The following is a 24,905-nucleotide window of genomic DNA, read 5'->3' as shown; positions in this document are numbered from 1 at the left end:
CTTGGGGTCGGGCGTCAGGAACCGCTCCCCGCGGGTGCGGGGATGAACCCCTTCAGCAGCTTCAGACCAAGTCGTGTATCGACTGCACCTCGCGTGTGCGGGGATGAGCCCGTCTTGGCCCCTGCGATGGTCTGCGTGCCGGTCTGCTCCCCACGCGGGGGATGATGCCCCCCAATGGGCGAAGTACAGCTACAGGTGGACCTTCTGCACCCCGCGTCTGCGGGGAAGCCGCCTCGTCGTTGCTGCCCAGCCTCGGGTCAAGGACTGGGATCCCCGCGCACGCGGGGCGAACGGCCGCTCTAGTCCCAACGGGGGCCATCCCCGCGGAGGCGGGGTCATGAGGGCCGAGCGTAGCCGTCCCTCACATGCGAAGACCAGGATGGGTCTGTGCCGGCCTCGCCTCTCCCTGGGGCAGAGCGGCAGGGAGAGGCGAGCGGACCTGACCTGTGCCTGGCGGGGCGCCCCCTCGGGAGGGCTACCGCGCCCCGCGCCGCCGCATGAGGATCATCAGCGTCTCCCGGGCGTCCCGGCGCCGCTCCGCGCTGCGGGAGAGGACCGATGCGGCGGCCACCGCCACCACGGCGCCGGTGTAGGCGAGGCCGGTGGCGGCGGCCACCGCGGCTGCGTCGTTGAGTACGGCCGGCAGGACGGACATGGAGGATCCCCCTCGGGCTGAGTACCCGGTGGCCTCGTGCCGCCGGGTTCGGTCCCCCAGACATTCGCCTTCCGGAGATGTTCCGACGATGTCCGGACAGCCTCGGGCCGCGTAAGTAGCCTGGTCAGGCAGGGGACCGCGACGTTTCCGTCGAAGTTCGCGCCGGGTGGGGGAGAGGGCCGGTCGGTTGGGGGAGAGGGATACCGCGTCAGGCTTCGCCGAGGAGCTGCGCACGCTGTACGAGGCCGCGGGCGGCGGCGCGGACTTCGGCCTGAAGTACCTCGTCAGCCTGGGCAAGAAGCACGGGTGCAGGGTGGCCGACTCGACGATCAGCGGTTGGCTGAAGGGGCCCTCCGTACCCACGGAGCAGAGCCACGTCGGCTACGTTCTCCGGCACCTGATCCCACACCTGGAAGCTCTGGCCGCCGACCGCTCGACGGCCCACCGGAGAACCAGCCCCGAAGGCTGGCAGTCGCGACTCCACGTGGCCCAGCAGGTCCGCAAGAGCCGCCAGGGCGGACGCGGCCCCCGCGTCCACGCCGAGTCGCCCGGCCGACTCCACGGCCACCCGGAGCAGATCCGGCAGAGCCTGCAGCCGCGGGACTTCGTCGGCCGGGAGCAGGAACTGGCCGACCTGTGGGCGCACAGCACTGCCCCGGTCGGCCAGGGCCCTGACTACCTCTACTTACAGGCCGGCCCGTGGGCGGGTAAGTCCGCCCTCCTGGCCTGGTTCGCCGACGACCGGCACCTCCCGGCCGGCGTGGAAGCCGTTCCCTTCTTCATCGCCCGGCGGCTCGGGACCGACAACCGCGCCGAGTTCCTCCGCGTCATCACGGAGCAGTTGGCCGCGGTCGCCGGCGAACGGCCTCCAGCGGCCGGCAAACGGAATCACGAACAGCTGGATCGCCTCTACGAGGCGGCCGCCCAGGCCTGCCGGGACCGCGGCCGCCGATTGCTGCTCGTGGTGGACGGCCTGGACGAGGACGCGGAGGCGGGCCCCGGCCGGGAGAGCATCGCCGCGCTCCTGCCCAAGAACCCTCCGGCCGGCATGCGCGTGATCGTGTCAGGACGCCCGAACCCGACCGTCCCCGAAGACGTCCTCGCCGACCACCCCCTGCGCGACCGCGCGGTCATGCGCCCCCTCTCCCCGTCGCCCGCCGCCCGGATCGTCCGGGACACGGCGACGAAGGAACTCAACACCCTGCTGGAGGACCGGGGCCTCGGGAGCGCCCTCCTCGGCCTGCTCACCGTGGCCCGCGGTGCGCTCAGCGGGAGCGACCTGGCCACACTGGCCGGCGCTGCGACGGGGACCAGGATCCGCCCGTACGAGGTGGACAGGCAGCTCCGCAGCGTCGTCGGCCGCAGCATGGCGCCGGACGACTCCTACCGCCTCACCTTCGGTACGGACGGCGATCCCGGCCGGCAGATGTACGTCCTCGCGCACGACGAACTGCGGGTGGCCGCGACCCAGGCCCTGGGCGACGAGGAGCTCGCCGAGTACCGGGCATGCCTGCGTGCCTGGGCCGACGGATACCGGAGCAAGGGCTGGCCCACGGAGACACCGGACTACCTCCTCACCGGCTACACCCGCTTCGTACAGGGCAGCGGAGACGTCGAGCACCTGGCAGCACTCGTCCTCGACCCGCACCGCCAGCTGCGCCTCGTGGCCCGCTCGGCAGTGGACATCGCGCTCTCGGACCTGGACCTCGCAGTGGCCGCGCACCCGGACACCTCCCCACGGAGCCTGGCCGTGCTGGCGGGCGCCGCGGTGTCCCGGGAGTTCCTGTTCCGCGACGTACGAGCGCTGCCGCGGTCCGTCCCCCGCGCCGTCGCCAGGCTCGGCGACGCGCGAAGGGCCAGAGACCTGGCCAGGGTCGCCCCGTTCGCGTCGGAAAGGGCGGCCGCGCTGGCCGACGTGGCCCGGGTGCTGGCGTCCATCGGACACGAGCAGGCCCGGGAAACCGCGCTGGAGGCCACGGAGTGGGCACGGAGGGCGTACGACCAGGCCCGCCCGATCGAGGGAGACGGCGATGACGCGGAGTCCGTCGCCGCACCGGCGGCGGTTGCGCTGATCGCGACGGGACAACCGGAGGTCGGCCTCAGGCTCCTCCGCTCCACTCGGGGCCCGCACACGAAGAGGTACGAAGCCTGGGCGGAGGCAGCCCGCGTCCTGGCACCGGACGACCCGGAAGAGGCCTCGGCGCTTCTCGACGAGCTGGAGGAAGAGGCCGGGGACTTCGCGGACGGCCACGAGTCCGGTACTCCGCACGCTCACGCCGTCGCGTTCCAGATCTGGGGGACCGTGGCGGCAGCGTGTCCGGAGCGCGCCGAGCGGCTCCGCGATCGCATCCGGGACCACGCCCGAGCGGTGTGGGCCGCCTCGCCCACCCTGGCGAACATCGGCGTCCTGTCGTCCGCCGCGTCGACGCTGGCAGACCCTCGACCTGACGAAGCGGCGGCCCTGGCCAGGGAGGCCGAGCAGCACGTCCGCACGATGTTCCGGCACCCGGAGTCCCTGCCGGCCAGAGACCGCGCGCACCTGGTGTTCGGGGCCCAGCTCACACTGCGAGCGCTCGCACAGGCGCTGATCGACACCGGATCGCCCCTCGACGAAGTGCGCCGGCTCCTCGACAGCGTGCCCGAAGAGTTCAGGGTGGACCGTACGGGCTTGCTCGGGAGCGAGATCGCGGCACTCGCCCGAGCGGTGCTCTCCCACGCGGAAAGCCCGGAATCCCCAGACAGCCCCGCGGAGCGACTCGCCGACGAGGCCTTCCGCCTGGCCGAGTCGGGCAGCGACCACGAAGCGAGGCAACTCCTGGACGAGGCCATGAGGCTGCTGCCGGGAAGCAGCCCGGCGCGGCGGGCCCGCCTGTGGGCGCCGGCGCTCGCGGGCGCCCTCGTACGACTGGACAGGCACACGGCAGCCCAGGCGCTCGCCGAGGCATCGCCCAAGGCAGGTGACCGGTGTCGGGCCCACGCGGCCATGTCCCTGGCCTACACGGATTCGGGCAGTGAGAGGCAGGCCACGGAACAGGCGCAGGCATCGGCCACGGCGGCGTACGAGGCACTCGACGACGGCGACGCCCTCTCCTACAACGCATGGGCCTTCGCCGCGCAGGCCTTGGCCTGCGCCGGAGAAGGGGACGCGGCGCTGGAACTCGTCGAGCAGAGCAGCTCCGCGGACCGCGCCAGGAGGGTGGAGTGGAGCACGAAGCAGCGGCGGGCCCGGATCGCGGTTGCGGACGCCTTGGTCCGGCGTGATCCGGTCGAAGGGGCAAGGCTGGTGGACGAGGAACGCGCATACCTCCTCCGCACGAGCGCCACGCCCCGCAGGGCCGGCCTGCTCGCCGGCCTGGCCGCGCTCATGCCTGCTGCGGCCCGGGCGGAGAGACCTTGCAGGGAACGCTTCGACCAGGCTGTGCAAGCCTCCTTCGCGTACACGCAGGGCAATCCGGAGACGTGGGACGAGGAAGCCGTTCTCGTCCACGCTCTGCTGCGCACCGGAGCGGGCGAGGATGCCGACGGGCTCCTGGACTGGCTGGAGCAGACGATGCGCCGGCGACGACCGGAGCACTTCCCCACTGCCGGGCTCGCCTTACTCCATGTCGTACGCGGCGATGTGGACCGGGCACGGCACGTGGCCGCGCAGCTGGGGGAGCCCAGGCAGCGCGCCCAGGCGTTCGCCGCCGTGGCCGCGCACCTGGCAGATGTGTCGGCCCGTCCAGCCCCGAGCGACGACCTGCCGGACCCCGATCCGTTCATCCACGTGATCCGCTCGCTGGCCCAGGCCGTTGCCCCACTCCAAGCGGCGGACCAGGACGCTGCGGCCGCGTTCGTACGGGAAGCCCTCGGCGACGCCGGCTGGTACCACGCCCTGGAGGTACTACCCCACATCGCACCGGAAGCGATCGTGCGGATCCTGGACATCGCCCTCGCTCATCTCCGGATCGACGGTTCGTCTCCATGACGTGCGAGCGGTGCGCACCACGTCACGGTCGCAGCATCCGGTCCTGCGGGTCGAAGCAGTTGAGGCCCATCGACGCCGCGACCTCCGCCGCGTAGGCCGAGGCCTCGCCAGCCATGCTCCAGCGCATCGGAAAGTAGACCAACGGGCCCCGGGCCTCCCTGATCAGGGGAGCGGTCGACCAGGGTGACGTGTCATCGTCGTCCTCGGTGAGGTCCGGCCACCGCTCCAGGAGCGCGGTGACGAAGGCCCTGATCCGGTCAGTCGGAGGAACCGCCGGCTCATCGGATTCCATGAAGCGGTCAAAGAGATCCAGGAAGCGTTGGGTCGCAGTGGCGTCATCCGCCGGCCGCTCCCCCTCCCAGACGGCAAGGTCGTAGCTCATGGCCGCACCCTCCCACGCCCCACTGGCAACCGGACCAGACCGGCCGGCTCGGTCCATGGCGACAGTTTGCGAACGTTTGATCGATAGCCTTGCGTCGTGACGTTGTGGGGGCCTGACGGGGAAGCCATGAGTGATGAGGTCCTGGCGATCATTCCAAGCGATCCGCAGTGGCCCTCAGCCGATTTCCTGCTGCTCAGCGCGTGCTCAGGTGAGAGCGAGGCCGAGTCGTCGGCCGTCTTCCCTTCTCAAGTCCCAGACTTTTGTCCGCGGACAAAAGTCTGGAGCAGTCCCACCGATCGTGCGCCAGGGGAAGTCGGTCAGTCCGTCACGCGTCCAGCACATGGTTGCGGTAGTCCTGGAAAGCATGCCACAGCCAGTCAGTCGCTCTGGAGGTCGTAGGCCCCGTCGCGGAACGTGAGGATCGAGGGCCTGCTGTCCCCTTCGTCCCGCAGGAATCCGCCGTATCCGGGATCTTCGACGTGGGGGGCCAGCAGGTCCAGGATCGTCTCGATCTCACCGATGGCGTCGTCCACCCAGAGGTTTCCGCGGGACTGGTGCTGCAAGGACGCGAACTCCCCGCGCGCCAGATACGTGTCTGGATCCGGTGCGAGCAGGGGATACGGGTGCTCATCCGCATCGAGATGCGACTGGCGGTCTGCCGTGGCTCCGGTGTGCCACCGCAGCGTGTCCAGGACCGGCTCCGGCGTCCCGTCCCGGAGAAAGCAGGCGAAGACAACTTCGTAGTGCAGGCTCACGAGCGCATTGCCCGATGGAGGTCCGACAACGCTCCGGCGGCGGGTCTATGCCGGCCACCAGGAGAGCGTTGTTGTATGGCGACACGTGCCTGTCGCAGCGAACTGCTCCTCCGTGTCATGGCTGCCAGATCCTGGGGACACTTGCTTGGCCAACGCCGTTGGAGGGCGCGGCCCACCGTTGCGAAGGTGCAGGCACCCCAGCAGGCGCGCTTGAAGTGGCCCGGGGACATGATGCCCCTCGTGACGAGCAGCCCGCAGACGCCTCCGGCCCGGATCCCGGGCTATGACGGAGGCCCCTTTCGCCATCAGCCCGAGCTCCTGGACGAGCACCTGTTCTGGCTGGTTCACCTGCACCTGGCCGATACGCAGGATCAGGGAGCGGGAGCATTGCTGTCCCATCTTCTGAAGGGCGACACCTGGCCCGTGTTCACGGTGCCGCTCACCGGAGACCACCACCTGTACGTGGTGTACCGGGCCCTGGAGGGTGAAGCCGGCATCGACTACCTCGTGCACCATCCTGACTGGGACGCGGCCGAGACCTTGGCACAGGACGACGGGCACTTCATGGGCCCCGGCCTGTCCTGGGCCGAGTTGACTGCCGCAGCCGACAACGGCCTGCACGGCGGCAGCACCACCGACCCCCACTCCCGACTGCTGCTCCTGCTCCCGGCATTCGGCGACGACGCGCTACCGGATGACGCCGTCGAGCGTGTATCCGCGGCGCTGCGTGCCCGCACCTGCGTCGAGGCGCCCGAGCGGCTTGCTGCAACGCTCCTCGACCATCAAGGGCAGTGCGGGCCCACACACTGGTCCACGGCCGAGGACGGCCGCCTGATCAACGACGGTCGCTACTCCCTCCGCAACCCCGCCAACCACTTCGCCTGGCCAGCCACTCGCCTGGCCCAAATCACCACCGCACTGACCCGCTGATGCGATTGCCGGGTGGCAGTCTCCGGAGACTGCCACCCGGCAATCGCTGGCTTCTGGAAGGTGGTTAGCACCCCAGGTATCTTCGATACAGATTCATGTGCGGAGAGATCGGCTGCGCGGCAGGAGGTGGGCGGTGGGGTACGCGACTCCGCTGTACGCCCCCGAGCAGGTCGAGTACCGGCTTGCCGAGAACTGTGGGTGTGATCGGGACGCCGACGCCCAGGTCGAGTACCGGCTCGGTGGCGAGAGCACGCTGCGGTGGATCGGGAGCGGGCTGGCGGAGCTCGGGCTGGTCGCCGGTGAGGGCGTCGAGCCGGAGGTCGCGCGGGCGTTGATGGACGGCCGGGACTGGCGGACCGGCGAGCGGCTCGTGACGCGGAAGCGGGTGCTCGATCCGCGCGGCAAGGTGGTCGCCCGGGTGCTGGTCGATGCGGTGGCCGCGGCCGCCGAGGAGGCCGGGCGCGATGTGGCCGCGTACCTCGGCCGGCCCGCGCTCGCCGCGCGGTTCGCCCGGGCCGAGCGCGGCATCCTGCGCGACGGCGAGCAGCATCTGATTCCGCTGGCCGACGCCGAGCGGTTGGCTGCTGCTGCGGGCCTGTCGGTGGAGGGGCTGTACGGCGCCGATGTCCTGGCCGAGGCGCGGCGGTGGACGGGGCGTCACATCGACGTCGGGCTGCGGGGCGTGGACATCACCCTCGACCTGCCGAAGTCGGTGTCTGCCGCATACGGTCTGGCCCCGGACGCGCTCGCCGGGCAGATCGAGGAGGCCTGGCTGGCGTCGGTCGGCGAGGCGGTCGCGGCGCTGGAGGAGTGGGCCGCGTACGGGATGACCGGCCACCACGGTGACGGCCGGCAGGCCCAGCGCATCGCGACCTCGGGCCTGTTGGGGTGGACCACCCTGCACCGTTCCGCGCGGCCGGTCGACGGCTCGCCCGGCGACCCGCACCTGCACGTCCACGTGAACCTCGCGCACCTGGCCAGGTGCGCGGACGGCAAGTGGCGCACCATCGCCGGCGGCGGCGAGGACCTGCACCGCTACGCGCACGTGATCAACGAGATCGCCGAGGCACGGCTGCGCGCCCGTCTCATCGAGGACCACGGGGCGTCGTTCGAGCGATCGGAGCGGACGGGTGCCTGGGAGCTGTCCGGCATCGACGAGTACGTGCGGACGGCGTTCTCGCGCCGGCACGAGCAGGTCGTGGGCCTCGCGGGGGAGGGGGCCACGCGCGAGCAACAGAAGGCCGCCGCCCGGAAGACCGCCGAGGCCAAGGTGGAGGACCCGCAGGGGGCGAGCCGCGAGAGCTGGCGCACTCGGGCCGCCGCGGTCCTGGGCGGCGAGGACGCGGTCGACGCGATGGTCGCGTCGGCGCTGCCGGGGCGGGGCGGCCCGGCCGGTCTGTCCTCGGGCCCGAGCGGGCCGCGGATGCCCGGGCCGGACGAGATCGCCGTACAGATCTGGGATGCGGAGCACGGGCTGACCGCGAGCCGGAAGACCGTGTCCCACACGCACGTGATGGCGGCCGTGGCCAAGACGCTGCCGTACCTGCGGTCCGTGGAGCAGCTCACCGCGCTGACCGACGAGGTCCTGGCCATCCGCGGGCACGCCGTACGCCTGCCCGACTCGAACCGCGCCCACCACACCCACCGCCAGCGCTATACCCACACCACGGTCGTGGCCGCCGAGCAGACCGTCGTCGAGTGCGCCTCCGCCGGGATGGAGCGGCGGCTGGCTCAGCTGACCGCCGAGGCCGCCGAGATGACCCTGGGTGCCGCCGAGATCGCCAACTCCACCGACGGGCGGCCCTTCTCGTTCAGTGCAGAGCAGCGCGCCGTCGTCATGCGGCTGCTGACGGCCGGGTACGGCGTGGACGCGGTGATCGGCGTCGCGGGCGCCGGCAAGACCACCCTGATGCAGGCCGCGCGGACCGGCTGGGAGGCCGCGGGCCTGCGCGTGGCCGGCGCCTCGACCGCCGCCGTCGCGGCCGCCAACCTCGAAGCCGAGGCCGGCATCGAGTCCCGGACGATCGCCGCCTGGACGCGGGAGATCAGCGGCGGCCGGGGCCTGCAGGGCGTCGGGGTCGTCGTCATCGAAGAGGCGGCCATGGTCGACGACCGGGCGCTGGCCGTCCTGCTGCGCCACGCCGCCGCCACGTCCACCAAGGTCGTGGCCATCGGCGATCCGCTCCAGCTGCGGGCCGTCGGCGTCGGCGGCGCCTTCGCGCGAGCCCACCGCGTCGTGGGCGGCCTGCGGCTGACCGAGAACCGGCGCCAGCGCGACCTGGAGGAGCGGGCCGCGCTGCGGGAGTGGCGGGACGGCGGCCGTACGAGCGCGCTGGCCACCTTCGCGCGGAACGGCCGTGTCCACGCCGAGGACAGCGCCACCGACACCCTGGCCGCGATGCTGGGCGCCTGGAACGAGGCCAGGGGCCGCTGGGCCGGCGATCCGCACGGGCAGGTCGCCGAGCTGCTGCTGCTCGCCGCCCGGCGGGCCGACGTCGAGGCGCTCAACGCCGGTGCCCGGGCGGTACGGGTGGCCGCCGGCGAGATCGGCGTGGGCCGTACGTACGCCGTCGCGGGCGGCAAGCGGCTGGCCTTCGCCGCGGGAGACCTCGTCCACATCCGCCGCAACGACTACCGCTCCCGCCGCGACGCGAGTGCGGTCGACGTGCTGAACGGCTTCCGCGGGGTGGTCCTGGAGGTCGACGAGCGGCACGGCGTACTGGTCCAGTGGCGACGCCCCCGGCCGACCGGAGGCTACCGGCTGCACGAGGCCTGGATGTCCGCCCTCGACATCGCCCAGGGCCGCCTCACCCACGCGTACGCGATGACGATCGGCTCGGCCCAGGGCCTGACGGCCGAGGTCGCGATCAGCTACGGGCTGCACGCCGACTCGCACACCCTCTACCCGGCCATGTCCCGGGCCAGGCAGGAGAGCCACCTCTACCTCCCACTGGAGGAGTTGGAGGACCACCCCACGCGCGTCCGCCTGGGCCCGGTGCGTTCCGCTACGGAGCGACTGGACCGCGCGGTGGCCGCGTACGGCCGGCTGCTCGAGGCCGACGGCGACGACAGGATGGTCAGCGACGAGCTCACCGGCTCCCGGGCCGCCGGGGTCGTACGCGCCGAGCCCGCCTTCACCCCCTGGCGGCAGCGGCTGCACGGCCGTCCCTCCGTACAGCGGCTGGAGGAGCGGGCGGCCGAGGAGCGCGCGGCTGCCGAGCGCGCCGCGGCCCTGGCGGAGCGGCACGAGCAGCAGGCGGACCGGCAGCAGGCCCTGCTCGACGCCGCTCCCACTCCCGGTGCCGCGTTCGCCGCGGAGGCGTACGGGCTGCTTGGCCGTGCCGGTGAGCTGGCCCGGAACGCCCAGGAGGAAGCGGCACGGAAGGCGGCCGCGGAGCGGCACGCCGAGTCCGTGCGCCGGATCAAGGAGCGGATCGACCAGTCGGCGGGCAAGCCGCGCATGGCGCTGCGGCTCGCGGGGACGTCCCGCCAGGAGATCCAGGCCCTCAGCGCTCAGTACGCGGGTCAGTACGAGGCCGCCCTGGCGGAAGCGCAGCGCGCCGACCGCGCGGCCGGTGAGCGGGTGCGCGAGGCCTGGCAGGCCGTTGCGTCGCATCCGAAGGCGGCGGTACTCGCCGAAGGCGTGACGGCCCCGGTCAGGAACGCCGGCTCGCTGCGAGCGGCGCTGGACGCGCTCCGGGAGCGGGTACCGGTACTGGCGGCACGCCTCGACGCGAGCGTGGCGGAGGAGGCACAGGGACACCGCACCGCCGCCGAGGCCCACCGCGCGACCGCTGAGCGGCACCGGGGCACCGAGACGGAGCTACGGGGCGAGCTCGCCCTACGGGAGCGGATGCGGACCACTGCGCCGGCCCGCCACGCGAGGGAGAACGAGGAACGGGCGGCCGCAGCGGGGGAGACCCCGGGGCCGCGGCCTGCCCCCGCACCCGTACCTTCCGCGCTCCCGGCCGTCCGGCAGCAGCTCCCGTCCCAGTCGCAGCCACCTCAGGCCTGGCGTCCGGGAACGTAGCCGAGGTCTGTCCGTGGCCCCCCGACTTTTGTCCGCGGACAAAAGTCGGGGCGCCCGGGTGCTGTATTGGGGAACACCCCCCGCGTCGGCGGGGAGCACGTCGGGAGGGGAGCGGCCGCGAGGCGGGCCCGCGGAACACCCCCGCGTCGGCGGGGAGCACGCGAGCCGTGCGAGCGGCAGCTGTCGTACAAGCGGAACACCCCCGCGGCGGCGGGGAGCACGAGGGGCCCTCCATGGCGACGAGGTCGGCGCGCGGAACACCCCCGCGTCGGCGGGGAGCCCCCCCGACCACTGCCGTAGCGGTTGACGCGACCGGAACACCCCCGCGTCGGCGGGAGCACGACACCCCCGCGTCGGCGGGGAGCACTCGGAAGCGCCCGCGGCTCGGGCGGCAGCCAACGGAACACCCCCGCGTCGGCGGGGAGCACTCGCCCTTGCCCAGGGACCGCTTCCCCCAGGACGGAACACCCCCGCGTCGGCGGGGAGCACCAAAGCCACGACCGCGTTGAATCCGGTAGGCATGGAACACCCCCGCGTCGGCGGGGAGCACCAGTCCATGGCCAAGATCGTTTTATCGGCCGGCGGAACACCCCCGCGTCGGCGGGGAGCACCCTGTCCGCGGCGGCTACGTCGTCCACGCCCGCGGAACACCCCCGCGTCGGCGGGGAGCACCGATGACGACCCCGAGTGAGCCGAGCGGCAGACGGAACACCCCCGCGTCGGCGGGGAGCACCGCACGGCGCCCGTGTTCACCGGGAACGCCGCCGGAACACCCCCGCGTCGGCGGGGAGCACCGGCAGTAGGTTCCGGACAGGGATGCGGAGGGCGGAACACCCCCGCGTCGGCGGGGAGCACTCCGGCGGTGCGGCTACTGCTCGGCCTTGGGTTCGGAACACCCCCGCGTCGGCGGGGAGCACGGATTCCACACGGGTGACGATCACGATTCGGCCGGAACACCCCCGCGTCGGCGGGGAGCACTCGTGGACCGTGACGGTCACGCCGGTCAAGGTCGGAACACCCCCGCGTCGGCGGGGAGCACACCGATCGCGACACCGTGACCGGCGCCGTGCGCGGAACACCCCCGCGTCGGCGGGGAGCACATCAGCTTGCCAATTCCGCCTCGGATGTACGTCGGAACACCCCCGCGTCGGCGGGGAGCACGTGGACATGTCGATCGCGCGGATGCTGAATTCCGGAACACCCCCGCGTCGGCGGGGAGCACAGCTCGGCGACAGTCACCAGGTACGGCGGCTGCGGAACACCCCCGCGTCGGCGGGGAGCACGACGTCCGCGACGCCTACGGCGAGCCGTTCGCCGGAACACCCCCGCGTCGGCGGGGAGCACCTGACGGTGCAGGTGCCGGGCGGGTCGGTCGGCGGAACACCCCCGCGTCGGCGGGGAGCACAACCCGATGCTGGCCGGCGGCTGGGCGGTGTCCGGAACACCCCCGCGTCGGCGGGGAGCACCGTTTCGTGGAGCGGAAGGGGGGCCGCGGACACGGAACACCCCCGCGTCGGCGGGGAGCACTGGCTGGCCGACGCGGCCAAGGCCGGGCAGGACGGAACACCCCCGCGTCGGCGGGGAGCACTTCTTCGGTTGGACCGGCGGATGCCTCTTCCTCGGAACACCCCCGCGTCGGCGGGGAGCACCCGGTGATGTCCTGGTGTTGCTGCTGCCACTGCGGAACACCCCCGCGTCGGCGGGGAGCACGAAGAGTGCTCACGCATATATGCGTGCACCCACGGAACACCCCCGCGTCGGCGGGGAGCACGGGACGTCGACCGGCTGGACCGGATCACGCCACGGAACACCCCCGCGTCGGCGGGGAGCACCTCGTCGGCGAGTACACCGGCGTCGGCATCAGCGGAACACCCCCGCGTCGGCGGGGAGCACCTCGGTGAGCGCGGCCTCGATGGCATGGTGGGCGGAACACCCCCGCGTCGGCGGGGAGCACGCGTCCGTGTTGCCGTTGATGTCCACGGCGAACGGAACACCCCCGCGTCGGCGGGGAGCACACTTCGCGACCTGCGCTTATCTAAGGGCTTTGTGAGTTCTTTGCGATCGTACCTTCGGGTAACCCTGTCAGTTTGATCAAAGTGAGGCCGTCGAAGTCGACTGGGACGCGGCGTCGGGTGCCGGCTGTGCGCAGGGCGTAGCCCTGTTCGTTGGCGGCGGGGTGGACGAGGACGGCTTGTCCGTCGCCCACGACGGCAGTGACTTGGTCCCACAGTTCGTCGCGCACTCTCGCTGAGACGCTGCCTACGAAGATCCCCGGCACTACTTCCGTAGCCCAGCGGCTGAGGGCGCCTCGGAGGTGGTCGGGCACGGCAGTGGTGGCGACGACGATCAGGGAGGGCATGTCAGCTGGGCTCCCGCGCGTAGTTGACCCCTGCGGGCAGTGGCCCTGCCGTGGGGTCCCACAGGTGCACCATGTCGACGGTGTGGCGGTCTGTGCATGCGGAGTCGGTGTCAGCGGTGTCAGCGGCGTCGGGGGCGAGTAGGGCTTGTACGTCGCGGACGATTCGAGGGAGCAGCTGGATGAGGCGGAGGCTCTCCCGGAGCTTGCGTCGCGCGTCCTGTTCCGGATTTGCCGCGCTGTGGAGGGCGAAGGCCAGGGGGAGTGTGACTTCGGCTTTGTACAGGTCGGCGATGTCGTAGACGAAGGCGTGCTGCTTGCCGGCGTGGACGAAGCCGAGTGCGGGTGAGCAGCCCAAGGCGAGCAGGGCCGCGTGCACGATGCCGTAGAGGCAGGTGTTCGCTGCGGAGAGGGCCAGGTTGACGGGGTCCTGTGCGTGCCACTGGTCGGGGTGGTAGTTGCGGCGGAAGCGGCCGATGCCGTGTTGCTGTGCCAGTAGGCGGTACAGGGCTTTCATCCGCTGCCCTTCCATGCCTCGCAGGACGTCGAGGCTGACGCCGGCCGGGACGTCGCCGAAGCGCATGTTGTACATGTGTACGGCGACGGCGAGGCGTCGGTCGGTGTCGGAGTATGCGTGGACCTGGCGTTCGAGCCACGTGGTGGTGAGGGAGTCCGGCAGGACGGAGGCGTAGGTGCGTACTCCCGCGGCTCCGGTCATGACGACGCTGGTTCCATGGCGGGCTAGCGTGGCCATGGCGCGGGTGGTGATCGAGACGCCCGGCCCGAGCAGGAGGCAGGACAGGGCTGCGGTGGGGATGTAGACGGTGTCGGTGCGCTGTTCGTCGACTCGGATCTGGGCACAGACGCCGGTGTCGTCCTGGACGACGCGGACCATGTCCAGGTAGAGGAAGGACAGCGAGTCGGCGATGCGCGGCAGCATGGCAAGGGTCGGGGCGGCCAGACGGCGTCGTGCCTGGCCGCTGCTGGATGTCGTCACTGCGCCGAGGCTGGGGCCAGGGTGAGCAAGCCCGCGCCGTAGGGCTTGCCGCGGCCGATGCCTGCCAGGAGTGCGGTGGAGAGGGCGTCGGCGTCGGTGACGGTGGCGGTTCCGTCGTAGCGGATGAGGCTGTGGCGTAGCGGGGGGTTGTGCTTTCCGTGGCCTCGGGCGGGGTCCTGGGGGGCGGGGAGCAGGGACTTCAGCTGGAGGCCGGCGTCGGCGGCTCGGCGGACCCACCATTGGTCGGCTTCCGGTCCGGTGAGCGGCACGACGCTGCCTCGCTTGTTCTTCTGCGTGAGGGGCAGCCGTTCGCGTTTGGCGGGGTTCACGGTGATGCGGTACCGGACGCCGAGGCCGGGGCGGAGGGCGGCGAACATGGGGCTGAGGTCCTTGACGTCCGTCTCGCCGTATCCGGCGGGCAGGTTCTCCGGGGTCAGAGGTGCGGCGGCCTGGACGAGGAGGGTGGTGGCGTGTTCGGTGACGTCGAGGCGGTAGAGCAGGCCGCTGCGCAGGCGAGGGCTGTCGCCGAGGCCGTCGGGGACGAGCCTCATGAGGGTGCGGTGCATTTCGGTGGCGTCGCGCAGGTCGCGATGGACGCCGCGGTGGCGGAGGTTGAGGCGGATCCGGGCGAGGGAGGCGTGGTGGGCGGTCATGCGGTCCTCTCTCGGGGTGCTGCGTCTGCTGCGGGGTGCGTGGCGTAGTCGATGAGTCGTTCGTGCACGGTGTGGTTGCCGTGGTGGAGCAGGGCGGCCGGCAGGTGTTCCACCGTTTTGTAGAGGTGGCGCTTGGAGTGGGCTCGCTGGTGCGGTGCGAACGTGACCGGGTGGTCTTGGCTGGTCAGGAGGACCGCGTCCTGGCCCGTGGGGCGTGGCCGTTCCCAGAGGAACTCGATCGGCACGGTGTCGGTTTCCTGCGGCCGCGTCCAGCCGCGTCGCTCGTCGGTGTGGGGCCTGGACAGGGGGACGTGGTGCAGGAGCTCGGCCACGGGGTCGGCCACGGACGGCCGCAGGACGAACGGCTCGTCGGGGACGCAGGACCGGCGGCCCAGGTAGGGGGCCCAGTGCGGCTGGTGCAGGGCGGCTGCGATCTCGTCGATCCGCTGGTCGGGGCCGGTGACGGCGACCACGAACACGGCGTCGGCGAGGTAGTGGCGGCGGGTGATGACGGCGTCGCCCTTGTTCTTGCCGCCGCTGGTGGCTGCGGTGCGGCGGGGTGGGAAGCCGCCCCCGACTGTGTGGAAGTCGGTGAGCAGGACTCCGGGCCGGTCGATGCGGACGGTGAACTCCAGCTCCGCGTACCTCTGGAGTGAGGCGCCGCGGGGCAGGCCCTCGGCGGCGGCGAGGATGCCGGTCAGGCCTGAGCGGGTGGGGAAGGGCGCGGTGTCCCGGACGGCGCTGAAGGCCGAGCGCTCCCCCCAGGACTGCAAGGGGCCGGCCAGCCTGAGGAGCAGGCCCGTCACCGGCCACCGTCCCCGGTCTCGGGCAGCGCTGCGTCCACCGCGGCGGAGAGCAGCTCGTCGTAGGACTGGTGAGCGGTGCCGAGGCTGTCGTAGGGGTCAGAGTCGATTCCGGCGTGGCCGTGGAAGAGGCGGTGGCGGTTGCCGGTGAGGCGGTGGACCTGGCCAGCGTAGTCGGCCAGCGCCTGGCGGGAGGGGCGGGAGAAGCCGCCGGCCCGGTCGGCCGTCACCGGGGTCTCGAACGCGGCCGCGAGGGAGACGGGGCGGTGGGTGCGCACGGCGAGGTAGGCGAGGTCGGGGATCGTGTGCGGTGCGGTGCTGTTCTTCTTCGCCTGCGGCAGCGACATGAGGAAGTGGTCGGCGAAGGACGACAGGACGGAGCGGGCCATCTTGGTGTCGCCGCCAAGATTGCTCAGGAGGTCGGTGATGTTGACCGAGGCGAAGCGGTAGAAGACACCTGCGCTGAACTCGGCCGTGTCGAGATGCCCGCTGCCGGTGTCGGCTGCGCCGAGCCAGTCGTCGACGGCGGTGAAGTAGTCGCGTTGCGGCTCGCTGGCGTGGGTGGTGAAGGCGTGTGCGACCTGGGCGGCGCCGTCGACGTTCGCGCCGGGGAGCTCGGCGAGCATCCGGCCGAGCAGGCTGATCGAGGCAGTGCGCCTCTTGAGCACCTCCTCGATCCTGTCGGACGGCAGCAGCGCCCCGGCCTTCTTCCCCTTGGCCAGCCCTTGCTCAAGGGCTTCGCGGTGTTCGGTGCAGATGCGAGCGAGTTCGTCGATGCCCGCTTCGGGGAGGAACAGCAGCACGGACGTGTGGCCGGCGGCCTCCGTGGCCAGGCCCTTCTTCGTGGCGCTCAGGACGACCTGGGCTCCTGCGAACGCGGCGAGGTCCTCGGGCCAGCCGGCTGCGACGAGGGCGCTCTTGACCTTGGCGGGCACCAGCCGGGTGCGGGCGGCCTTTTCCCCCAGGTCCTGCTCGACGCCGTGGCGCATCACGCGCTTCCACGACTGGCTCGAGACGCGGATCCGGTTGGCGTTGCCGTAGCGGACGCTCTTGGGGGAGCCGAGGTCGTCCCGGTTCAGGTTGGAGACGGGCACCGACTGGATGGCGCTGAGGTCCATGTACAGGGAGGTCACTGGTTCTCCTGGGGAGTTTCGTCTTGGCTGTCGTTGCGGTCGGCCCCGGACTCGGGCGGCTGTGTCAGCGACCGCTCGTGCCGGTCGCGCACCCGGAAGTACGCCTCGAGCCACCGCGTCGCGATGCGGTCCTGGCGGTAATCCCACCCGGTGAGGTCGTGCAGGAGCACCGCCCAGTCCAGCTCCACGCCGCGTCCGGTGATCTGGCCGATGAGCGCGGGCAGCCGGGTGTGTACGGAGTCGCTGCCGACACGCGCCAGCAGGTGCAGCTCCGACTCCGCCGACCTGGCCGCGATCAGCCCGCGGTTGACCGCCTCGGCGAGCGAGGCACCCAGGTTGGGGCGCTCCCACCACGAAGGCGTTCCCTCTGCTCCCGGCTGGGACGCGGTGCCGTGCGGCCGGGGTCCGGCCGTGGCCCGCTCTGTTTCCTCGTCGCGGGCACGGCGGGAACGGGCGGCGATCAACGCGGCGACCGCGTAGTAGTGCCGGCGCGCCTGCGGCACCTGGACGGTGTCGGGCATCAGGCGGACCAGGTGGCGGTGCATCCGCTGGCACCGGTCGTACGGCAGACCCAGCCCGCTGCGCAGATCCGCCTGAGCGCCCTTGCTGCCCGCGCACACCCCCAGGACGTCGCGCACGAACCGCTCCGCACGCTGCTGCCCGTCGGCGCCCCGGGGAAGGGCGGGCGTGGCCGGTGTTGTCATGCGTCACTTCCCAACGTGGTGGCTGCCTTGCGTGGGCCGGGCTGCTGCATCAGCCCGTTTAGGACCGCCCGGGCACGGCTGCGCGCCCGGGCGACGCGCACGTCCGCGGCGGTGGCGCCGATCGCCGCGTCCAGGGCGTCCAGTGCCGCCGTCACGAACCGCGGCCGCGGGTCGTCCTGGCGGCTGTCCTCGGCCAGCAGATCCCAGAAGACCCGCTCGGCGGCCGGCCAGTAGCGGGCGGCGGCGGCCTGCGCCCACGGGCCGGGCTTCTTCGCATCCAGCTTCACCTTCGCCGCCGGATCCACCTCGGGTTCGGTCGACAGCCGCCAGGCCAGCCGCGCTGCGAAGTGCAGACGGTCACCTACGAGCTCGGCGCACTCGCGGCAGTGCCCGACCCGCAGCGCCACCTCCGGCTGCGGGCCGTCCTCCCGCCACTGCAGCACAGGCGGGGTGGTCGCCTCGAACCAGGCGCTGTCGCGCTGCTGCCCGTCCTGGTCGAAGCCGTACGCCCGCACCCGCAGCCCGGTCCGCAAGGTCCGGGGCAGGTTCTCCAGCGCCGCCGGCCGCCGGCTCTGCCCACCGCCCTTGAGGAGCAGCGCGTCCAGGTCCCGCCACAGCGCCCTCGACGCGTCGGCCGGTCGGGCGAAGGGCTCGCCCCCCGCCTTCGGCATGTCGTAGATGACGTACGGGTCCCTGACCGCGTGTGGCGGCTGGTGAGTCGACCAGGTCAGATAGGCCTGCGCCACGGACCGGCCGTCCGGCGAGGGCTCCAGGAGTACGGCGTGCCGGGCCCGGCCCGTCAGCACCCGCCCCGGCCAGCTCATCGGCGGGAGCGGGCCGAGAGGATCGGGCAGCTCCTGCGCCTCCCAGGGGCAGGCATCTTCTTCCTCTTCCGACGCCTCGCCGCACATCCCGGGCTGCGGGACCGCAAGGACAAGCGTGGTGAACAGGTCGTCCGCCCACGGGTGGTACGAGACGCTCTTACGCAGAGGGCCGGCATCCCCGTTACCGGGTTTTACGGTGGTGATCCTGCGGGGCGTGCACTGTCCGGAAGGCCCGTAGTACAGCTGGGCGATCACATGCCAGGCGGCCTCCGCAGCCGGTACGGGAACCGGATCGGCGTCGTTGAAGTGCCCGAACAGCACCGCACCGTTGACACCCGTCGGCCGGCCCAGGACCAGCTTGTTCACGCCCGACGGATTGGGCCGGCCCTGGCCGTCCACGCACTGCGACCGCAGCCGCGGATCCTGAAGGAACGGCCGGTCGCCATCGAAGAGGTCCAGGTGCCCCTTCGGCACCTCCTCATCGAGGTAGGCGTTCACGCGCTGCGGATCAAAGCGGCCCTCAGCCAGGATCCGGTTGCGTAACCGCAGCCAGCCGTGGATGTCCTCGGCGAGGTCTTCGTCGTCCAGGCGGACCCCGTCATGGGCGGCGATCCTCGACGTCATCGCCGCCAGAATCCGCAGGAGCCCGGACGCCGCGGGCGGCACCGGCAGCTCCAGATCCACGATCTCGTCCGCGCGGTGGAACAGCTCCCGTAACCCCACCCGCAACGAGGCACCGTCCACTAGGCGCACCGGAATCCACCGCTCGTCCCGCAGGTCGAACCCGTCGGCCATGGCCCCCCTTTCGCGCATGACTGCACGACAGCGACACCGCGATCCGACCTCGGCGCGGCCCACCGTCTCATCCGCGCACAGTGAATCAGCCGCCACTGACAGTGACATCCGGAATGGGGAAAGCCGCAGGTCAGGATGCCTGGCAGGTGAGCTGAGACCGTGCAGTGTTCGCCGGCCCCTACCGCGGCAACCTGCCAGGGCGCCGCTCTCCCAAGCTAGAAGGCACCCTGCCTGCCGAATTTCCGAACACTCGTGCCGCCTTGCGGCCGTCACCGCTCCTACGGTGAAATCGCAACGTCGACGACCGCAGAACGACGAGACGCCCACGGACCTTCTTCAGGAGCCTGAGTTGAGCCGAGAACGCGACGCCCGACTGCCCCGCCACAACAAGCCTCGCTCGACAAGCATGCTCATCATCGCGGTGATCATCGTCATCCTTCAGAGCAGGCCGGACACCACGGTCACAGCCGCGTGCTGCGCGTTGCTCCTGCTTGCCGCAGCAGCTCACCACCGTCTGGCCTGACCACCCGGCCCGCAAGCCGGGGCGTCCGGCACATTAGGACGCAGGACTGACAGTCCCCACCTGCGTGGGGGTGTTCCGCTAGACGGCACGCCGCCGGCCGATGCCGTGTCGCTCTCCCCGCCGAAGTGGGGGTGCCCTGCGCTCACCTGTGCCCGCGTTCACTGGTGGCACAGGCCGAGTTCGTCGTCCAGCCAGATCTCGTGGCGGCCAATGGCCACCCTGCCCACCACACCGTCGCGCACGGGCTGTCGCAGGACCAGCAGCTCGCCGAGCATCGGATGCTCTGCCCAGGCGGCCGGAACGCCAAGATTTGCATCCCTCGCGTCGCGGAACCAGTCTGCGCTGACGGGGATCGTGCGCCCCATCACCTGCCGGACCTCCGACACCGTCGGCCGACCCCCGGTACCCGCGGCCGGCAGTGGCACCTGGCCCTGGGCGTCGAGCGTCGCGCGGCCGCCCTCATGGACGTACACGCACAGTAGACGCACCGAATCCGCACCCAGCCTCGTCGTCGCGTCCCACTCCTCCCATTGGCCGTCGCGATGCAGCTCATGGAGCGCGGGCACCATCTCGGGCTGCGGCACGACAACGAAGTTCCCCGCGGCCCGCTGGGCGGCCTCCTCGCCCAGGTACGCCGTCCACATCGCCGACTCCACTGGATCCGCCCAGGAAAACCGGTCCGGCCGGTCTCCATGGACCCGTTCGACAAGCTCCTGGACGTCCTCGGGCAAGGCGATCCACTTCCCCTCGCGCTCGGCCAGCACCTCGGACGTCTCCGTCAGCAGGGCCTCGTGGTACACGCCGAGCCACCGCTTCGGAACTGCCCCACCCCCGGCCACCGGGTCCAGCACAACGAGACGCGGCCCCTCGGCAGCCGCCCAGGCAGGCCGCTCCCGTCCGCCAGGGCGGCCGTGGGCTTGCCACCATGTCTCGTGTCTCCAGCAGCGGCCCGCCCGCTGCAGTAACAACGCCAGCGGGGCCAGGTCACTGACCACCACGTCCGCATCGAGATCCAGCGACTGCTCCACCACCTGCGTCGCCACGATCACCCGCCGGACGGGACGCGGACCCGACCTGCCCATGCCCGACGTGACGAGCCGGGTCCGCGCCTCCCGCACGTCCCCGGGAAACCGCGCATGCAGCAGCTGAAGGTCGACCGGGGGACCTCCTGCGGACGCCACTGCCTGCAGATGCGTGAAGGTCTCCTGGGCCTCGGCCACCGTGTTGCACACCACCAGCGCGCAGCCCTCACCGCCCTCCAGCACCGGGGAGAGCACCCTCTTGATCACCGCGAGCCGCGCCTCCCCGTCCCGCCCGACCGCGGCGGCCACCGGCTCCACCTGCACCTTCAACCGCATGTGCCGCTGTCGGGCCTGCTCCTGCCGCTTCGCTTCACCGATCCGCGTGCATTCCCCGGTCGAGCCGTCGACGTACAGCCAGCCCGGATACGGCACACCGAAGTTCTGCCGCACCAACGCCTTCCGCCGACGGCGATCCTCGCCGATCCGCGTCGGGACACCCTTCAGGTACTCCCTGACCAGCCGGTCACTCACCGACGACGGCAACGTCGCCGACAGCAGCACCACTGGCGCCCCGAAGGCGCCCAGCCAGTTGAGCAGACGACCAAGGAGCACCTGCATGTACGGGTCGTAGGCATGCGCCTCGTCCACGATGAACGTCTTCCCCGACAACGCCAGCAACCGCAGTGCGTTGTGCCGAACCGGCAGCACCGCCAGCAACGCCTGGTCGATCGTGCCCACCGCGTACTGCGCCAACAACGGCCGCTTGGCACCACGCAACCATCGCGCCGGCCTCATCTCCGCCTGGTGCCGAGCGGTCTCGCCGTCACCTTCCTCGGCCCCGTCACACACCAGTACACGATCGCCCCCGTCCGAAGCGTCGTCCTCTGCGTACGCGGTACTCAGCCAGGCCATGCTGTGCGTCAACGTCAGCCCGGCCCCCGCACCTTCTTGCCGTGCCAGAACCCCGGCCACGCGCGCATGCATCTGGTCACTGGTCGCCATCGTCGGCAATAGGAAGGCGAAACCACGCGTGCCGAAATGCCGCGCGAACACCCGCTCCGCTTCCAGCGCCGCCTCCGTCTTGCCATCGCCCGGAGCCGCCGTCGCCACCACGATCCCGGCCCCTCGCCCCCACTCCGTGCTCCGGCGTGCCCTCGACAGCGCCTCTTCCATTTCCGAGGCCAGCGACCCCTGCAACGCATTCGGCCCCGCACCGATGCCGTACGCCTCCGCGAAACCCTTCCGCTTCAGCGCCACGGGCAGCAGCCCCGCTTCCCTCACCAGCTGCTCGGCGTCCCGACACGACCTGGCGAAGTGCTCCTTCAGCCCCGGTTCGAGTGACCGCTGCCGCCGCAGGAGGTAGCTCTCCTGGCTCACCAACCAGTCCGCCAGGATCACCACCCCCGTCACCAGCACGGCCGACGACACCCCGAAGTCCTCGGGCAGCCGCGGAGCGCCCAGGAGATCGAACACCGCACCGGCGTGGGCGAGGCGCTGCTCGGCCCAGGTCGTCCCGCCCAGCAGGTCCTGGTACGCGGGACCTGCGTACACATCCTCGAACCGGTGGAAGCAACCGTGATGGCCACCCACCACCTCGGCGATCCGGTTGACCGCCTCCAGCTCCTCCTCCGTCAGACCGCCCGGCCCCCCACCCAGCACGGCCAGGACAGCCGGCACGGCCCGCATCCCGGCCACGTCATGCCGAAACCGCTCGAACCCGATCCGCCCCTGATCACCTACCAGCCCAGCACTCAAGCCCCCAGCGGCCCGCTCATTGCAGAACTGAAAACCTGACACCTTCCCGAGGTCATGCAGCCCCGCACACAGCCCCACCAGCAAGCGCGCCCGGCCCGGGTCATCAGGCAACCCGAGGCCCGCAGCGATGCAACGACGCTGGCTCTCGGACAGGTACCTGTCCCACAGGAACAACGCCACCGCCGCGGCATCCAACAGATGCCGCACCAACGGATAGGGCGGCAACGCCTCATCGAGCCCCCGGGCCTTCCCCCACAACGACTGATCAGGATCCAGCCGCGGATTCGGCATCACGCAGGACCACCCCTCGATTGCCGGAACGAACCACCTGCACTGTGCCACGCAACCCAAGCCAACGTGCTTGATTCCAAGCACAGTTAGAGTTCACGCATGGACCCGATCTCCTCCCTGCAAGGCGAGGTAAAGAAATTGCAAACCGACTAGAACGGTGCAGGTCGCAAAGTGTGCTCCCCGCCGACGCGGGGGTGGACCGCCGTCCCCGACGAAGGCCGTGTCGTACTCGATGTGCTCCCCGCCGACGCGGGGGTGGACCGCGGTAGCGCAGGTTGAACTCCCACACCTTCGGGTGCTCCCCGCCGACGCGGGGGTGGACCGGCCCTTGTCGTACAGCACGCGGTTGATACGCAGTGCTCCCCGCCGACGCGGGGGTGGACCGGACACCCCCACCCCGAGCCGGCCGAAGTGCGAGTGCTCCCCGCCGACGCGGGGGTGGACCGACGGGTGCCGAGCCTCCGGCGGCCCGGCCGATGTGCTCCCCGCCGATGCGGGGGTGGACCGCCGGCGGCGAAACGAGTCAGATGATGCAGATCGTGCTCCCCGCCGACGCGGGGGTGGACCGGGCTTGCGTAGGGGGTTGGTCCCGGTCTGGGTGTGCTCCCCGCCGACGCGGGGGTGGACCGGTGTACGCGAACGCTTGGGGCGACTCGACCGAGTGCTCCCCGCCGACGCGGGGGTGGACCGTCCCGCACCCTGATTCACCGGCTCGCGACGAAGTGCTCCCCGCCGACGCGGGGGTGGACCGGCCGGCCGCTGGATGTCGGCGGCGAGGGTGTCGTGCTCCCCGCCGACGCGGGGGTGGACCGTGTCCCCAGGTGTCCCCCGTGGGACGGTGGAAGTGCTCCCCGCCGACGCGGGGGTGGACCAGCGCGGCCTCCGCCTCTTCGGCGGTGAGGGCGTGTGCTCCCCGCCGACGCGGGGGTGGACCGTCTTGGCCGTCCGGAACGATCGAGGCTGTCCAGTGCTCCCCGCCGACGCGGGGGTGGACCAGGCGGTGGCGTGATGAGGGGGGCGAAGCCCGCGTGCTCCCCGCCGACGCGGGGGTGGACCGCCGTTCACCGACGACTTCCAGAGAACGTTCAGGTGCTCCCCGCCGACGCGGGGGTGGACCGTCGGCTTGATCAGCTCCGCATCGGTAGCAGCAGTGCTCCCCGCCGACGCGGGGGTGGACCGGCCGAGCGGATCCTGATGCCGGAGTTCTGCCGGTGCTCCCCGCCGACGCGGGGGTGGACCGAACGGTGCGTTCGCGAAGAACCAGCGCGTGCAGTGCTCCCCGCCGACGCGGGGGTGGACCGCACCCCAATAACGACCCACCATGAGAACACACGTGCTCCCCGCCGACGCGGGGGTGGACCGGCGAACCTGGGCGGGGTGCCATCCAGGTCGATGTGCTCCCCGCCGACGCGGGGGTGGACCGGTCGGGACCGAGGACTGACCCGCGCGGTTGTTGTGCTCCCCGCCGACGCGGGGGTGGACCGGCGCACGCCCCGGAGGAAACCGCCGGGGTTGAGTGCTCCCCGCCGACGCGGGGGTGGACCGGCTGATCGTGGAGACGATGCCGACGGACATCCGTGCTCCCCGCCGACGCGGGGGTGGACCGCCGCCGCATCCATGCTCGTCGCCGCCGGGGTTGTGCTCCCCGCCGACGCGGGGGTGGACCGCTGTGTGTACGTGGCGTGGGTGACCCAGGCGCGTGCTCCCCGCCGACGCGGGGGTGGACCGAGTTCCACCAGCATCACGCCGAAGTCGGCGGGGTGCTCCCCGCCGACGCGGGGGTGGACCGACTTCGTCGGGCGCGAAGACGCCCAGCGACCTGTGCTCCCCGCCGACGCGGGGGTGGACCGGTCCACGACCTCCCCCCGGACATCCACGTCGGGTGCTCCCCGCCGACGCGGGGGTGGACCGACTTCGTCGGGCGCGAAGACGCCCAGCGACCTGTGCTCCCCGCCGACGCGGGGGTGGACCGGGCGCGTACGGGTCTGCTGGGCGACCGTGGAGGTGCTCCCCGCCGACGCGGGGGTGGACCGCCGACCATGCGTGACCGGCTGACTGCGGAGGTGTGCTCCCCGCCGACGCGGGGGTGGACCGGAGCTGGCGCAGAGGTGGCGCACCACCACCAAGTGCTCCCCGCCGACGCGGGGGTGGACCGCCGGAGCGGTTGAGTCCCGCGACGCCGCCGAAGTGCTCCCCGCCGACGCGGGGGTGGACCGCCGCCTGGGAACCCGACGTCCTCGACGATGTCGTGCTCCCCGCCGACGCGGGGGTGGACCGGAGGGACAGGGGGTCCCGACCGGTCGCTTCCAGTGCTCCCCGCCGACGCGGGG

The 24,905-nt window shown here is 71.9% G+C and carries 14 protein-coding genes and 2 CRISPR repeat arrays (1 of these 16 only partly in view); of the genes, 3 read left to right on the top strand and 11 right to left on the bottom strand.

The window, feature by feature from the left end:
• Window positions 1-475: 475 nt before the first annotated feature.
• Complete coding sequence (locus tag ACIF6F_RS30595; RefSeq protein ID WP_399954083.1) at window positions 476-655, bottom strand: hypothetical protein; 180 nt, start codon at window positions 653-655, stop codon at window positions 476-478.
• Window positions 656-842: 187 nt separating this feature from the next.
• Between ACIF6F_RS30595 and ACIF6F_RS30590 the strand changes: the two genes are divergently transcribed.
• Window positions 843-4,622, top strand: coding sequence for an NACHT domain-containing protein (locus ACIF6F_RS30590; RefSeq protein WP_399954080.1), 3,780 nt, complete (start codon window positions 843-845; stop codon window positions 4,620-4,622).
• 22 nt (window positions 4,623-4,644) lie between these two features.
• Here ACIF6F_RS30590 and ACIF6F_RS30585 read toward each other — a convergent pair whose 3' ends face one another.
• Window positions 4,645-5,004, bottom strand: coding sequence for a hypothetical protein (locus ACIF6F_RS30585; protein ID WP_399954077.1), 360 nt, complete (start codon window positions 5,002-5,004; stop codon window positions 4,645-4,647).
• Window positions 5,005-5,381: 377 nt separating this feature from the next.
• Complete coding sequence (locus ACIF6F_RS30580; protein ID WP_399954074.1) at window positions 5,382-5,759, bottom strand: hypothetical protein; 378 nt, start codon at window positions 5,757-5,759, stop codon at window positions 5,382-5,384.
• A 240-nt stretch (window positions 5,760-5,999) separates the two neighbouring features.
• On the opposite strand from ACIF6F_RS30580, the gene ACIF6F_RS30575 reads away from it, so the two are divergent.
• The gene (locus ACIF6F_RS30575; RefSeq protein WP_399954071.1) at window positions 6,000-6,689 is read left to right on the top strand and encodes a hypothetical protein; all 690 of its coding nucleotides are present in this window, start codon (window positions 6,000-6,002) and stop codon (window positions 6,687-6,689) included.
• Window positions 6,690-6,822: 133 nt separating this feature from the next.
• Entirely contained in the window at window positions 6,823-10,719 is a 3,897-nt protein-coding gene (gene mobF / locus ACIF6F_RS30570) for a MobF family relaxase (RefSeq protein ID WP_399954067.1), read from the top strand.
• 70 nt (window positions 10,720-10,789) lie between these two features.
• Window positions 10,790-12,734: direct repeats of the CRISPR family, unit length 29 nt; unit sequence CGGAACACCCCCGCGTCGGCGGGGAGCAC.
• 20 nt (window positions 12,735-12,754) lie between these two features.
• Here mobF and cas2e read toward each other — a convergent pair.
• The 8 genes from cas2e to cas3 all read right to left on the bottom strand — a co-directional run bounded on the left by cas2e (window position 12,755) and on the right by cas3 (window position 22,575).
• Window positions 12,755-13,078 (bottom strand): type I-E CRISPR-associated endoribonuclease Cas2e, encoded by a 324-nt coding sequence (gene cas2e / locus ACIF6F_RS30565; RefSeq protein ID WP_399954063.1) that lies wholly within the window; start codon window positions 13,076-13,078, stop codon window positions 12,755-12,757.
• A 1-nt stretch (window position 13,079) separates the two neighbouring features.
• On the bottom strand, window positions 13,080-14,015 hold the full coding sequence (cas1e, locus tag ACIF6F_RS30560) for a type I-E CRISPR-associated endonuclease Cas1e (RefSeq protein WP_399954237.1): 936 nt from the start codon (window positions 14,013-14,015) through the stop codon (window positions 13,080-13,082).
• 53 nt (window positions 14,016-14,068) lie between these two features.
• The gene (locus tag ACIF6F_RS30555; protein WP_399954059.1) at window positions 14,069-14,725 is read right to left on the bottom strand and encodes a type I-E CRISPR-associated protein Cas6/Cse3/CasE; all 657 of its coding nucleotides are present in this window, start codon (window positions 14,723-14,725) and stop codon (window positions 14,069-14,071) included.
• A complete protein-coding gene (gene cas5e, locus ACIF6F_RS30550; protein WP_399954055.1) occupies window positions 14,722-15,531 on the bottom strand; it encodes a type I-E CRISPR-associated protein Cas5/CasD in 810 nt (269 codons plus the stop codon). Before cas5e ends, ACIF6F_RS30555 begins: the two co-directional genes overlap by 4 nt.
• Window positions 15,528-16,646, bottom strand: a complete 1,119-nt coding sequence (gene cas7e / locus ACIF6F_RS30545; RefSeq protein ID WP_399954234.1) for a type I-E CRISPR-associated protein Cas7/Cse4/CasC — start codon at window positions 16,644-16,646, stop codon at window positions 15,528-15,530. Before cas7e ends, cas5e begins: the two co-directional genes overlap by 4 nt.
• An 11-nt stretch (window positions 16,647-16,657) precedes the next feature.
• Window positions 16,658-17,365: a type I-E CRISPR-associated protein Cse2/CasB gene (locus ACIF6F_RS30540; RefSeq protein WP_399954052.1), complete on the bottom strand. Its 708-nt coding sequence runs from the start codon at window positions 17,363-17,365 to the stop codon at window positions 16,658-16,660.
• Window positions 17,362-19,047, bottom strand: a complete 1,686-nt coding sequence (casA, locus tag ACIF6F_RS30535; RefSeq protein WP_399954048.1) for a type I-E CRISPR-associated protein Cse1/CasA — start codon at window positions 19,045-19,047, stop codon at window positions 17,362-17,364. The genes ACIF6F_RS30540 and casA overlap by 4 nt, the downstream gene beginning before the upstream one ends.
• 618 nt (window positions 19,048-19,665) lie before the next feature.
• The gene (cas3, locus tag ACIF6F_RS30530; protein WP_399954231.1) at window positions 19,666-22,575 is read right to left on the bottom strand and encodes a CRISPR-associated helicase Cas3'; all 2,910 of its coding nucleotides are present in this window, start codon (window positions 22,573-22,575) and stop codon (window positions 19,666-19,668) included.
• A gap of 173 nt (window positions 22,576-22,748) precedes the next feature.
• A CRISPR array of direct repeats spans window positions 22,749-24,905; the repeat unit is 28 nt; unit sequence GTGCTCCCCGCCGACGCGGGGGTGGACC; it runs 127 nt beyond the window's last position.

Source organism: Streptomyces sp. NPDC086023 (assembly GCF_044540325.1).
GTDB lineage: Bacteria > Actinomycetota > Actinomycetes > Streptomycetales > Streptomycetaceae > Streptomyces.
Note: the sequence above shows the minus strand (reverse complement) of the source record. Positions and strands in the feature narration are given on the sequence as shown.